This window comes from Candidatus Poriferisocius sp. (genome assembly GCF_965202595.1).
In the GTDB taxonomy this organism is placed as follows: domain Bacteria; phylum Actinomycetota; class Acidimicrobiia; order Acidimicrobiales; family Bin134; genus Poriferisocius.
The window spans coordinates 1,027,316-1,041,408 of the sequence record NZ_OZ241836.1 but is presented as its reverse complement, the minus strand read 5'-3'; the positions used below and the strand labels follow the sequence as shown (position 1 = coordinate 1,041,408).

Sequence of the window (14,093 nt, the reverse complement as noted above, 5' to 3'; positions counted from 1 at the left end):
CCGCAGGATGCGACCACCCCGTTGACTGAGCTGGCACGGAATGTGGCGCTGTTGCCGATATTCAGTGGCCTTTTTTGGTTCCGGCTGTATGCCTCTGCACCCATGAGGTAGAGACTCCCATTTTTTGGGCTATTTGAGCGTTCGTCATGCCCGACCGCTTCAACCTACGGGCGCGTGCTTTGTCGTACTTGGTGCTCCGCTGCCCGCGAGCAGTGTCATCGGCCAGCCGGTCGGTAGTCCACGAGGGGTCTACCGGGTATCCACGCAGCCGATGTTGCTGATCACGGTGGGCCTTGCGATAGCGAATTTCCTGATGGATTCTCTCTGCGAACTCGGCATTGAGCCTCAGCGCTTCGTCGAAAACAGCGGTACCTGCCCAACCTGGTGCTATGAATTCCAAGTCCATAAGAAATCTGGATGAAGGATTGCGGAGGTGGAGCTTCATTGTCTCAGCGTTGGTAGTAGCCGACCATCGATGGAACGATGGTTCGTTTAGCTTCGCGTGTTCCAGAAGATCGAACAGGTCTTCCGGCTTAACTCCCAGCGTTGTGACCAGATGGTAAAAGTCGAACAGGTCACGTCCCTTCGCTCTCGAATAGATCGCTCTGAGCTTCATGGCTGCCATGTACGCGGGGGAGATAGTCGTGATCGTCGCGCTGCTGGCTAGCCATTCTTCGCTGACCTGTCTTTCCACGTGTTTGATGTGTGGGCCGAGGTCCAACGCCGGGTGCGGATCGGCTATTTCCATTTTGATCTTCTGCTCCGAACCATCTAGCACGCTGCGGAACTTGAGCAGGACTTTAGGGTGAGGAGACTTACGGCGAAGCGATTTACGGCCTGCTGGCAGCAACCCGCACTCCAAAGCAGTACTTCTCGCGTCATCAAGCAGATCATCGGCCTTGGAAACAACGCACACATAGTCCAAATCCTCGGAATATCGCGCAGGGTTAGGTAACCAAAGTTTGTTGAGACCGGTTCCTCCGCTGAGCGCTAGCCTGCCTGCCAAGTCCTGGTTCTGCGCTATGGATAGCATCAACCGTTCCAGCCACATATCCTGCTCGACTTGGTATTCTTCTCGCCAGGGATGCTGTTCTTGCCATGATTTGATGGCAGCGCGGGTTATCACAGGTCGGGGTCTAAATTGCCGTCGACTCTAATTTTCCATACAGGGTCGTAGCTTTCCCCTGCAACCGAAATACCGCCTCCAGGGGAGAAGAGACTGGTCGGCGGGGTTCCTTTAGGGATGGTCGCGTGTAACGGCTCCAGGTCGAATGGGACATCCACCCAGTCCGACATATGTTGAAGAATATGACCGGTACGCTGCCTGATAGTGATCGGATACAGTAGCGAAGTTTTTGCAAGGTAGTGGGGATTTAGTACGGGAGCTACCCCCGCCCATCGCTCTTCGGTATGCTCCAACATCCGACCAGCCACGTTAGCTACCAGATAATGCACCCCTTGCTGCACGATGTCGAACAAAGTCGTGGCCGTAGAAGAAATCCGGTATCCCTGGGGGCCTATCGCCATAGTGTCCAGGCGTTTGAACAGTGTTGGATACGCTGTGATGTTCCGACGGTGAACAAATGAGTACTGGGAGCCAACTATCTTACGGTTCTTCAACGGTTTGGAGACCATGACGGTTACTTTTGCAATGCCATGCGTATGCATCCCTAAACTACCCGCTGCGAAGTGCCCTCCGAGGTAGTAACGACAACCTAAGTGCCGCATCATAGAGTCCAGGTACTCAGACGGAAACGCCTGCCCACCCTGAGCCAGAACCCATCCGCCGTTCATGGCGCACACCAAGTCTCCACTCTCTCGCACCGACCGCAATCTGGCAGCAACATCGGCGGCGGTGCACCCCAACCAATCGGCTATCCGAGTGGAGGATGCGAATCCTAGTCTCTCCTCGATCATGCGGGCCTTCACTTCAGAAGGCAGGATGCTTCCGTACATACCACCATCTTACCAGATCAGCAGAAATCTAGTGTGTGTTTTCGGGCCCAGGTCAGAGCACAATCAACGAATCACGCGCCAACTCTTCAGCGAGGTGGGGCTACTGAGAGGTGGATCTGGAGGTCGGTGAAGCTGGGGGGGCCGAGGCCGTCGCTGCAATGCAGGGCCAGGTATCGCTCGCTGGGGATGACGATCATGCCGGAGTTGCCCAACCAGGCCGACTCGAGCCCGCCCAGGTCCCAGGCATTCCACACCTCCAGGCGCCTGATCCGAGACCCCTGAACCATCATCTCCACCTCGGCGGGGCTGGTGTCGGACCAGAGCGAGACCATCTCGCAAACGGCATCGTTCACCTCGAGACTTCCCTGGACCGCGGCCAGCTTGAGGGCCTGGCGGCGGTGGGGATGGGCGGCGACGCGCTCCACTCGCACCCTTGTACCCTCGGACACCGACAGCCGCAGCAGCGGTCGCACCTCGTGCCCGCCGTTCATCACCGTAGCCGCTCCATCGGCAAACTGGTCGCTGAAGGTGTTATTGGTGGTCATGGCTGATCAAAGGGGTCCACACCCTCGTCGCCCCATGTGGGAACGGGTCGGCGGTTGGTGGTCCAGCAGTGACGCAGCATGGGCTCGGGCAGGCTCAGCTCCTCGATGGTGCCGGTGCGAGGATTGAACCGCTGGGGGGCTTGACCGATGGCCATGAGCTCACGGTTGGCCTCGCCGAACACCACCGAGGCCCGGCGCTCGGACAGGTTCTTCCAGTAACGGCGGCGCACTGCGGTGATCGACGGTGTGGTACCCCGGGGGGTGAGCTTGAAGATGGAGTCACCCGCCTGCCACGGCCCCGGCACCTCGGATCGAACACCGGGGGAGGTATCGGCTTGGTCGGGAAAAGGCCCGGGGTAGGTATCGGCTCGGGTGGGAAGAGGCCCGGCGGAGGCACCGGCTGGTTGGTTGCTGGGGAGTTCGGCGGGAGGCTCCTCAGAATGGGTATCGGGGCGCTGGGGAGGTAGGAAAGCCGGATCCGGCCCGGCCATGGGGGTACCAACCATCAGCCACCCCGGCGTTCCCGAGGTGCGGGGGCGGAAGGAACGGCGAATGGGCTTGCCAATCCAATCCAGGATGATGGCCAGAGTAGCCAACGCCAGCATGATCAGCAGGAAGACGAAGAAAGCGGCAACCGAGGACATAGCACTATGCAGTCGATTTTACGCTCAACTGCGGCGCTGGTGGGCACACAACCTTAAGCTCAACTGCGGCGCTGGTGGGCACACAACCTTAAGCTCAATTGCAGCACCGGTGGGTACCGCCTACTGCACAGGGTCAGGGGAGGGGGGTTAGGAGGGTGAGGATCAGCGTGTAGAAGCGGCTGGAATCAACCTCGGTTATGTAGTGGCAGTTGGGGGGACGGTCGGTGAGGTGCCACCAGTCGACCACGGTCATGCCTCGGGTGAGGGGGGAGCGGGTTTCTACTTCCACGTTGCAATGGCGACCGCGATGGATGTCGGGGCGAAGCAGGTAGGCGATGACATGGGGATCATGGAGAGGACCGCCAGTGGTTCCGTACTTTTCCACATCGAAGCGCTCATAGAAGTCCAGCATTCCCGAGGCGGCTATGCCGGTACGGGTACCCAGAGCCCGCACCTGGTCGATCCAGTCATCGGTCATCAGGGCTTTGTGGGTGACATCCAGGGGCAGCATGGTTACCGGCACCCCGCTGTGGAGCACGATCTGGGCGGCATCGGGATCGACGAAGATGTTGAACTCGGCGGTGGGGGTGGTGTTGCCCCCACCGAAGAACCCGCCCCCCATGCAGACGATCTCACGGATGCCCCGGGCCGCTTCGGGGGTGTTTTCGAGAACGGTGGCCACGTTGGTGAGCGGACCCAACGGGCACAGGGTGATTTCCCGCTCACCGGCGGCCAGCAAGGTCTCGGTCATCCACTCCACCGCGTGCTGGGGCTGCAAGCTCATGGTCGGTTCGGGCAAGTCGGCACCGTCGATGCCGGTCTTGCCGTGAACATGCTCGGCGGTGACCAGCGGTTGGCGCAGCGGGCGTTCGCAGCCGGCGAAAACCGCCACATCGGGCCGGCCGGCCAGCTCGCAGATGATGCGGGCGTTGCGGGCGGTCAACTCCAGGGGCACGTTTCCGGCCACCGCGGTGATGCCCAGTACCTCCAGCTCGGGGGCAGCCAGAGCGGCCAGAACGGCAATGGCATCGTCCTGGCCGGGATCGGTGTCAATAATGATCGGGCGGGAAGCATCACCGGGGGAAGAAATGGGAGGGGTCATCGTAGCGGCATCACCGGGGCATAGGAGCGGGGGGTCATCGTTTCCGCCCAGTTCTGGTAATGGCAACCGTGTGGGCATCCTGCTCCAAGCTGTCGTCCAGGGGGGCCAGTACGGGGGGAAGCCCGGCGTGGTCCAGTGCCCAGCCCAGCAGGATATCGGCCAGCCGGGGGTTCTTGGGCAGCAACGGCCCGTGCAGGTACGTGCCCACCGTCCGCCCGACCACCGCCCCCTCACCCCCGTCGGCACCATTGTTGCCCCAACCCCGGCGCACATGACCGAGCGGAGTGCATCCGGCCCCCAGGTGGGTACGCCCGGCGTGGTTCTCATAACCCACCACCGTGCCCGTCCATCCCTCCAGGGTGACATCCAGCACTACATCGCCGATCAGCCGGGGTTCTCCAGCGGTGGTTTCCAGGTCGAGCAGCCCGATACCGGGCATCCGCCGACCGCCGGCGCCGGTGTAACCGTGACCCAAAAGCTGGTAGCCCCCGCACACCCCCAGCACCACCGCACCGCCGGCGGCGGCATCGCGCAGGGGACGGGCCTTGCCGGCCAGATCGGCGGCCACCAACTCCTGATCTCGGTCCTGGCCACCGCCGAGGTAGTAGAGATTGCAGTGGGGGGGGATGGCATCGCCCGGCCCCACCTCGACCACCTCCATGGCCAGACCCCGCCACTCCAGGCGGCGCTGGAACACCGCGATGTTGCCCCGGTCGGCGTAGATGTTCAGATGGTCCGGGTACAAATGGCACAGCCGAACCAGGCCGTTAGAAGTCATCGGTCCTGCCAGAAGGAGGGAGTTAGTCCGGTGGTATTAGAAGTCACCGGTCCTGCCAGAAGGATGGAGCCAGGCCCCGGCTGGACAGTAGGGCTTGGAAGGCGAGCAGGGCGGTGTATGTGGGTAGAACGTAGAGGTGGGTGCCGGGGTCGCAGGAGCTCAAGGCGGTGTCGAAGGCGGCGGCAACGGGGGGCACCACCAGCAGGCGGTGGGGGGCCAGGCCGGCGTAGCAAAAGCGCAGGGCCATTTCGTGAGCCCGATCGCCGCCTATGGTGAGCGAGGCCAGCCGGTCACCTTCCAGAAGCAGCTCGTAGTCCACGTCCCAGATCCATGACACGTCCTTGCCGTCGGCAGTGCGGTCGTTGAGCAGCACCAGAAGGCGCAGGGGACGGTCCTCGAGCAACATGGTGCGGATGTTCTCGTTGGCACCGGCGGGGTTCTTGGCCAGCAGGGTGGTCACCCGAACACCGCCCACATCAATGCGCTCGGCCCGCCCGAAGGCGGCTCCCCGCCGGGCCAGCGCCGGCCCCACGGTCTCCAGGTCAAGCCCCAGGGCCAGGGCGGTGGCGGTGGCGGCAAGGGCGTTGTAGGCGTTGTGCAGGCCGGGAAGGCGCAGCGATACTTCTATCGGGCCCCGGGGGGTGGCCACACTCAGACGCTGGCCGTCCAAGGCGTGCAGTTCCACCCGGTTGGCCGCCACATCGAGGTGGCCCCGGAACAGGCCGCAAGCCGGGCATGACCACCGGCCCAAGTGGGCGATGGTAACCATGCCGTAGCGCAGCGGCGCGCCGCAGCGCCGGCAACCGGTGACATCGGCGGCATGAGGCAACCGGTCACTCCCCACCCGGGTGTCATCCACGCCGTAGGAGATCGTATTGGGGTGTCCGGTGGCAATCTCGGCCATTGCGGGGTCGTCGGCGTTGAACACCACCGTTGCGGCCTGATCCAGCCCGGCCACCGCCTCCCGCCAGCGCTCGACCAGGTGCTCCATCTCTCCGTAGCGGTCGAGCTGGTCACGAAACAGGTTCATCAGGGTGACCACTCGGGGACGGGTCCGCTGGATCAACCCGGGCAGGGCGGCCTCATCCACCTCGAACAGGGCCACCTCGGCGTCCCCGGCGTCCAACAACGCGGTGGCCACCCCTCGCTCCAGGTTGGAACCGGCGGTGTTGGCCACCACCCGAGCACCGGAGGCATCCAGAACCGCCCGGACGAGCCGAGCGGTGGTGGTCTTACCGTTGGTACCCGACAGCAGAGCCACACCCCCGGGAATGGAACGGGCCATCTCCGCAGTGGCCTCGGGGCGCAACCGGGTGAGCAGCAGGCCGGGCAGGGTGGTGCCGCCCCCCCGCCCCAGCCTGCGGGACAGATGCCCGGCCCCCCGAGCCGCCCCGGCGGCCAGAGCGGGAGACAGGGAAGGGAGTTTCATTGCCACCGAATAGTCAAATAGATGACGAATGGTCGAACTAGCGGAAGCGGCGAAAGAAGGTGCGGATGTCCCGGGCCAGGGCATCGGGTTCTTCCATGGCCGCGAAGTGGCCGCCATGGGCCATGTCGGTCCAGTGGACGATGTTGTAGCGGGGCTCCAGCCACCGGCGGGGGGCCTGAAGTATCTCCATGGGGAAGTTGGCCACGCCGATCGGGGTGGCCAGATAGTCGGTTAGGCCGGCCCCACCGGAGTGCATCATCTCGTAGTACATGCGGGCCGACGACCCCGCAGTGGCGGTGAACCAGTAGAGCGAGACGTTGGTGAGCAGGCGGTCACGGCTCACCGCCGATTCGATGCTGCCGTCGTTGTCGGTCCAGGCCAGGAACTTCTCGGCAATCCAGGCCAGTTGGCCGGCAGGGGAGTCGGTGAGTCCGTAGGCCAGGGTCTGGGGCTTGGTGCTCTGAATCTGCATGTAACCCGAACCCTGGGTGAAATACAGGTTGGTGCGGTCCAAACCGCCCTGCTCGGCCTCGGTAAGATCACCGGGCCCGTCCCCGGGGGCGGGGGTGAACAGGAAATTGACGTGGACGGCCTCACAGTGGTCGGGGTCACCGCGGCCGATGTTCTGAGAGATGAACGACCCCCAGTCACCCCCCTGGGCACCGTAGCGCTGATAACCCAAGCGCCCCATCAGGGTGGCAAACGCTCCGGCGGTGCGAACGGTATCCCACCCCCGGTCGGCGGTGGGCCCCGAGAAGCCGTACCCGGGCAAGGACGGGGCCACCACATGGAAGGCATCGGCCGGATCCTCGGGGTCGGTCAACAGGTCGATGATGTCCAAGAACTCCACCACCGAACCCGGCCATCCGTGGCTGATGATGAGCGGATAGGCCCCGGGATGGGGTGAGCGCTGGTGGATGAAATGGATGTTCTGGCCGTCGATGGTGGTGGTGTAGTGGTCGAGCCGGTTCAGCTCGGCCTCAGCCGCCCGCCAGTCGTACTCGCCGGCCCAGTAGCGGGCCAGCTCCTGGATGTAGCCCATCTCCGCGCCGTAGTCCCAACCGGCACCGGGAAGCTGATCGGGCCAGCGGGTTTCCCCCAGGCGGCGATGCAGATCATCCAGGGCGGAATCGGCAATGTCAACCGTGAATGGAACGATCTCGGACATGATCCTCCTGGGAGATTGAGGGTTAGGGTTTGGTGCCGGTGTCGGAGCCATCGGGCGGGGAATGAAACGAAGGGCGAGGGATCAGCCCGGCGTTGTTCCTGGCCCTGTCGAGGGTGGCCGCGGCCACCGAGCGGGCCCTGGCGGCCCCGGTTTCCAAGATCCGAACGACCTCGGCCGGTTCGGCCGACAACTCGAGGTATCGATCCCTAATGGGAGCCAACAAGTTGTTCACCGCATCGGCGGTGTCGGCCTTGAGCCGGCCGTACTGGGTGTAGTGCTCAGCCACTGCCTCCGGTGACCGGTCGGTGGCCGAGGCCAGGATACCCAAAAGGTTGGAAACCCCCGGTTTGGCCACGGGGTCGTAGTACACCTCGTTGTCGCTGTCGGTGACCGCCCGCTTGAACTTGCGGGCCACCACCGCGGGATCGTCCAGTATTCCGACTGTTCCCGGTGAATCCAACGACTTGGACATCTTGTCGTTCGGGTTCTGAAGGTCCATGACCCGGGCCCCGGCCTCGGGGATCACATGAGTGGGTACCGTGAAGGTGTCCCCGTAACGGCGGTTGAACCGCTCGGCAATGTCCCGGCACAGCTCGATGTGCTGCCGCTGGTCGTCGCCCACCGGCACCAGGTCGGTGTCGTAAAGCAAGATGTCGGCCGATTGGAGAGCGGGGTAGGTGAACAAACCCGCCGACACGAACTCGGAGCGACCGGACTTGTCCTTGAACTGGGTCATGCGGCGCAGCTCCCCGAAGCCCACCGTGCATTCCATCATCCAGGCCAGTTCGGCGTGCTCGCCAACCGCGCTCTGCACGAACAGCACCGAACGCTCGGGATCGATACCCGCCGACAAGAGCATGGAGGCGGCGGCCAGGGTGCTCTGCCGCAATTCGGCGGGATCAGGAGCCGAGGTGAGAGCGTGAAGGTCTACCACGCAGTAGACCGCCTGGTGCTCGTTCTGGTAGGCCACCCAGTTGCGCAGCGCGCCCAGAAGGTTGCCCAAGTGCATGCTGCCCGATGGTTGGATTCCCGAGAACACACGAGCCACGGCTTCATATCCTACCGCAGAGCGGTTGGTGGGGGTGGGTCCCAGCCGGGGTTGCCCCGGGTGGTGGGGGGCACCCCGGCGGGGAGAAATAGGTTGGCTAGTTGTTGCAGATGTCGTTGTTCAGATCGGCAACGCTGTCGCCGTAGTTGCCGCGGCCCAGGCGGCGGCACTCCTCGGCGAGGATGGTCTTGTACTCATCGCGGTGGGTGGCCGCCAGGGTGTCGCCGGCTTTTTGGCGGGCTATGGCCTCACGACGGGTGTAGGGCAGCGAGCAAGTATCGGCCACGCCGTCACCGTCGCTGTCGAGGGGGTAGGTGGTGGGCCCACCCAAAGAGCGGTTGGCGCACCAGGAGGGGCCGGTGATGGTGCCCGAGTAGTAGGGGCCCCCGTCGTTGGGAGGTGGGAACCCCGGAGCGGCCAACTCATCGCCACCACAAACCTCGCCGTTGTCGGGCTGGTTGACGCACTCGGCATTGACAAGCCGGCGATACAGGTCGGGGTACCGGTTCGCCAGGGTTATCACCGCGTTGTGCCGGGCTATCGCCTCACGGCGCGTGTAGGGCAAAGAGCAGACATCAGCCACCCCATCACCATCACTGTCGAGAGCGAACAAACGGGCCCCGCCCAGGGAGAACTCGGCGCAGAAGTTCGGGCTGTCGACGGGGCCGGTGTAGTAACCCTCATCACCCACCCGATCATCACCAGAAGTGATCGTGGGCGAAGTACCCGCGGGGCCGGCACCAACCGCGTTGATGGCTCGCACCTCGAAGGTGTAACCCACCGGGCCGGTACCGGTATCGACACCGGATATGACCGCGCTCGTCGTGTCGGCACCGACATCAGCCCACTCACCGAAACCAGCGCTGCCGATACGGGTGCGCCACTGCCAACCCGTCACCACAGACCCCCCATCACCACCCGCCACCCAAGTAACGGTGATCGTGCCATCGGTAGCCGTCGCTGTGACACCGGGGGCGGCGGGCACCATCGCCGGTGTCGCCGCAATAGAGGCGACAGCGCCGGGTCCCATCGCGTTCTGGGCTCTTATCTGGAAGGTGTAGCTGGTGCCATTAGTCAGGTTCAGCACGGGCACCGAGGTGGCGTCAGCGCCCAAACCCATCCCAGCCAAATCCACCCACTCGCCATCATCAATGCGTAACAACCACCCGGTTACCGCAGAACCCCCATCAGCACCGGGTGTCCACGACAACGTGACTCTGCTGTCGCCGGGTGTGGCGGTAACCGTGGGCGCAGCAGGGACCGTGGCGGGCGTTGCGGTGTCAACCCCAACCGCACCATCGCCCATGGCGTTTCGGGCTCTAACCCCGAAGGTGTAGGTGGTGCCGTTGACCAGGTTCTGCACCGGTACCGAGGTGGTATCAGCAGGGTGGTCCTGCCACTGGCCATCGCCGGTGCGCACCTGCCAACCCGTCACCGGCGACCCACCGTCATTGCCGGGAGTCCAGCTCACCGTCACCATCTCATCACCCGCAGTAGCTGCCACCGTTGGCACAGCGGGCACCGTCGCCGGTGTCGCGGTGACAGTGGCGGCGGTGCCGGGGCCCATCTTGTTCAGCGCCCTGACCTCGAACACATAACCAGTGCCGTTCATCAAATCACCAACATCGGCAGTGGTGGTAGCAGCAACCACATCAACCCAGGTGCCATAATCACCATCGCCGGGCTTGGCCCGGTACTGCCACCCCGTAACCGCAGCAGCCCAGTTGGATTCACCCACCTCACCACTCACACCAGCTTGCCAACCCAAAACGACCATCACGTCACCAGCAGTAGCGGTCACCGCCGGCGCTGGGGGCACCGCGGATGGAGTAACCGCCTCGGACTCAAACGAAGTGCCAATCACCTCGGTATCGGTGGTCACCGCCCTTATTTGGAACGTGTAGGCCCGACCATTGGCCAAACCATCCACCACCAAACTACGAGCCGCCGCCCCACCAGCTACCGCCGTCCACGAACCATAACCCCCACCAACGGTTTTCATACGATACTGCCAACCCGAAATGGTGCTACCCCCCGTGTCCGCCGGTGTCCATACCAGAGTGACCTGCCCGTCCCCAGCAGTGGCTTGCAGCGAACCCGCGGCGGGCGCACCGGTCGGCGTCACCGGACCAACCACCCCCGCCGCAGGCCCCGCACCGAACCGGTTCACCGCCCGCACCTCAAACTCATAGCCCACCCCGTTGACCAAACCCCCCACCGGCACCCCTGCTGATTCGGCCCGGTGGCGGGGCGTCGCGGTGGCCGGCGACGGGTTCTGGGTTTGCGATACCGGGGTACCCAACGCCTTCCACGCATCAAAAGCCTCGCTACCAGTGCGGCGCACCCGAACCTCATAACCCAAAACCGAAGTCCACTTCGCATCCCCCGCAGAAGAACTACGCAACGGGGCCACCACCGTGATCTTCACCTCACCATCACCCGCCATCACCGTCACCTGACGGGGTGCTTGGGGCTTCTGGCCGGGGACGACCTCCAACGACTGCGCCGCCGCGCCTTCACCCGCGGAGATCAAAGCTCTTTTGGTGCCGGTGGTTTCCAGAGCCACCAAAGCGTTCACCGCCCGCACCTGGAACCGATACAAGGTGCCATTGGTCAAACCCTTCACAGTTGCTTGAGTCGTAGACGGGCCGCTACCGGGAACCGGTGTCCAATCAGTATCCCAAGCCCCGAACGCGGCATCAGCAGCGGCGCGGGATTGTTTGCGGTACTCCCAGCGGATGATCGGCGGACCCCCAGAACCCGCCGAGGTCCACGACAACGACACCTGACCATCACCCCCGGTTGCGGTTAGTCCTGCCGGGGCGGGTGGTTTCACACCGGGTATCACCACCTTGTCGGGGTTTCGGTTGGCGATTTTGTTCACCAAACCGGCACCGTTGGAATACAACGCCGGACCCTCCAACCAACCGGTACCGTGCCGGTTCACCGCCCGCACCCGGAACTCATAGGACACCCCGTTGCGCAAACCCGACACCGTCAACGCCCGATCAGTGCCAATACTACCGGTATTACCCATGAACTGCTGACCAACATGAGCCACCGCCCACGGCGACCACACACCACCGACAGGGCGATACGAATACTCCCAAACCGTGTCAGCATAAACCCCATCGGTATCAATCAAAGCAGTTTGATAAACAAGCGGATAACGATACCTACGATGGGAAGGAGGAGGAGGATCACCAGGAATGCGTACCTCGTCACCATCTGAGGTTCTAACAATTCTCAACTCCACCTGACCATTACCCGGAACCGCCAACACCTCGGGAATATCGCGGCTGTCAGCGCCAAGCTCCGCAGCGCCCGGCAACGGTGGAGCCCCGAAAACAAACGGCTCCGACTCAGCCACATAACCCGCCACATGACCTGCACCCCAATCAGTGACCAACCGGTACCGAAACGTGTACGTCTCCCCAACCCTGAAAGTCAGCTCATCAAAACTCTGAACCTGCCGGGACAATCTATCCTCCACAGGGAACCACAACCCCCACGGACCATCACCAACCCTCCACGAATACTCCCTTCTAACAGCCTGCCCACCATTCCTTGAATTGGAAACTTCACCCATATGAGGCTTAGCACTAGCAGTAGTAAGAGGGTTAGCCGTGTAACCCCTCAAAGGCACACTCATAGCCTTAGCAGCAAGCCCCTTGGGAATGTTCACCCTCACCACCCCCGACACCAAACCATCACCCCTAGCATTCACACCCCGCATCACAAAATAACGATCCCCCACCCCCACATCCGGATCACAGTCATCATGAGGACACACAGTACCACCCTGACCATCACTGACCCGACCCTTGTTCAATGTCGCCGACCGCAAAGCCCCACACCCCGAATCCAACTCTGTTTCACACAAATACTTCCAACTCACACCATCCAACCCATCCACCGTTTCTGATATTTTGAACTGCCACTTCGTTATCGGAGAACCACCATTATCCACCGTCCACGACAAAACCACCTGATGCAACCCCAACTCATAATCCGACACCACCTCCGCCGTCACTGCCGGTGCCGCTGGCACAGTGCCTGGATAAACAACCTCCGCCGTTTCCGCCACCTCACCGGCACCAACACTACTCACCATCCGCAGGCGGAACCGATAACCCACACCCGCCTTCAAACCCGGAACCGTAAACTCTGTAGTCGTGTAGTCACCCGGTATCGCCATCCAACCACCCCAATCACCATCACCCGCCCGCACCGAATACTCATAACGCTGGAACTTCGCAACAACAAGGTTAGCCTGCTGGGACCACTCCAACGTCACCGAAGACAACGACACCGATTTCACCCTAAAATCAGGAGGCGCTCCCAACACCACACCCGGCGACACGAACCCAGAACGCGTCCCAGCTCCCGCCCCGAGCGCGTTGATGGCCCGCACCGCAAACACGTAATTCTTGGTGTTATCCAAACCCCGCACATTGTAAGACCTGGCCCCAGCCCCTCCAGGAACCCGATGCCAACCCGCTTGCGTCAACGCCGTATAATCCTCAGCCCACCGAACCTCCCAACCCGTCACCGGTGAATACACCACACCCGGCGGTGCCCACGACAACAACGCTGACTTATCACCCGGTGTTACCACAAACCCACGAGGAGCACCCGGTTTGCCTCTTACTACGGTTGGTCCCACTTCACCGGTGGCACCGTTGCCGTGTTTGTTGACCGCTCGTACCCGGAATGAATATCCCACATCGTTGGACAATCCCTTGACCACGAATGATTCGCGATCTCCTGCTGCGTTGCCATCGTCGGCCATCACCGACCACCCCGACCACTCACCGTCGCCTTGTTTGATGGCGTACTCGTACCGCAAGATAGTAGCAAACCCCGACCCCGCTACCGCACCGTTAGCCTTGGTCCACTTCAACTCCACCCGGGAATCGGAAACAACCGCCCGCAAACCCACCGGTGCTGGCGGAACACCAGACATCAAATGCCCATCCCCCGGACTCATACTCAGAATTTGCCCCGCTCCCGCGGTGTTTACCGCCCGCACCCAGAACCGGTAGCTGCTGCCAACCGTCAAACCTGTCACCACTACCGACCGAGCAGCCCCACCACCGGGCACCGGCCGCCACACAACCCCACTACGATCCCCAGAAGTGGGCGCTAAACTCGTAGAAGTATCCACCACCCTGTCCACCGGCGGAACCCAACTACTCTGACCAAACCCCTGCTCCGAAAACGCGTACTCATAACGCACCTCACCCGACCCCGGCGAACCCCACGACAACTGCACCTGACCACCACCCAACACCACCACCACCGGCGACGACGGAGCCGCCGGCACACCCCCCTGCGCACCCACACCCCCAACCGAAACCAACACCGACCCCAACAACCCCACCAGGATCAGGGGCCCAACAAACCAGGGCAGCGCTACACGC

10 protein-coding genes are annotated in these 14,093 nt (G+C 62.8%); all 10 read right to left on the bottom strand.

Annotated features, from left to right (window positions below; all coding sequences use genetic code 11):
* Positions 1-61 precede the first annotated feature (61 nt).
* A complete protein-coding gene (locus ACOGXC_RS05090; RefSeq protein WP_419919624.1) occupies positions 62-1,126 on the bottom strand; it encodes a nucleotidyl transferase AbiEii/AbiGii toxin family protein in 1,065 nt (354 codons plus the stop codon).
* On the bottom strand, positions 1,123-1,956 hold the full coding sequence (locus ACOGXC_RS05085; protein ID WP_419919623.1) for a type IV toxin-antitoxin system AbiEi family antitoxin: 834 nt from the start codon (positions 1,954-1,956) through the stop codon (positions 1,123-1,125). The genes ACOGXC_RS05090 and ACOGXC_RS05085 overlap by 4 nt, the downstream gene beginning before the upstream one ends.
* 86 nt (positions 1,957-2,042) lie before the next feature.
* Positions 2,043-2,501, bottom strand: coding sequence for a hypothetical protein (locus ACOGXC_RS05080; protein WP_419919622.1), 459 nt, complete (start codon positions 2,499-2,501; stop codon positions 2,043-2,045).
* Positions 2,498-3,145 carry a hypothetical protein gene (locus tag ACOGXC_RS05075; protein ID WP_419919621.1) on the bottom strand — a complete coding sequence of 216 codons (648 nt, stop codon included), beginning with the start codon at positions 3,143-3,145 and terminating at the stop codon, positions 2,498-2,500. The genes ACOGXC_RS05080 and ACOGXC_RS05075 overlap by 4 nt, the downstream gene beginning before the upstream one ends.
* A gap of 133 nt (positions 3,146-3,278) precedes the next feature.
* Entirely contained in the window at positions 3,279-4,247 is a 969-nt protein-coding gene (locus ACOGXC_RS05070) for a nucleoside hydrolase (RefSeq protein WP_419919620.1), read from the bottom strand.
* 34 nt (positions 4,248-4,281) lie between these two features.
* Complete coding sequence (locus tag ACOGXC_RS05065) at positions 4,282-5,025, bottom strand: type 1 glutamine amidotransferase (protein ID WP_419919619.1); 744 nt, start codon at positions 5,023-5,025, stop codon at positions 4,282-4,284.
* A gap of 43 nt (positions 5,026-5,068) precedes the next feature.
* Positions 5,069-6,454: a MurT ligase domain-containing protein gene (locus ACOGXC_RS05060; RefSeq protein ID WP_419919618.1), complete on the bottom strand. Its 1,386-nt coding sequence runs from the start codon at positions 6,452-6,454 to the stop codon at positions 5,069-5,071.
* Between the two features lie 37 nt (positions 6,455-6,491).
* Positions 6,492-7,622 (bottom strand): epoxide hydrolase family protein, encoded by a 1,131-nt coding sequence (locus tag ACOGXC_RS05055; RefSeq protein WP_419919617.1) that lies wholly within the window; start codon positions 7,620-7,622, stop codon positions 6,492-6,494.
* 22 nt (positions 7,623-7,644) lie between these two features.
* The gene (trpS, locus tag ACOGXC_RS05050; protein ID WP_419919616.1) at positions 7,645-8,670 is read right to left on the bottom strand and encodes a tryptophan--tRNA ligase; all 1,026 of its coding nucleotides are present in this window, start codon (positions 8,668-8,670) and stop codon (positions 7,645-7,647) included.
* 97 nt (positions 8,671-8,767) lie between these two features.
* The gene (locus ACOGXC_RS05045; protein ID WP_419919615.1) at positions 8,768-14,014 is read right to left on the bottom strand and encodes a fibronectin type III domain-containing protein; all 5,247 of its coding nucleotides are present in this window, start codon (positions 14,012-14,014) and stop codon (positions 8,768-8,770) included.
* Positions 14,015-14,093 lie beyond the last annotated feature (79 nt).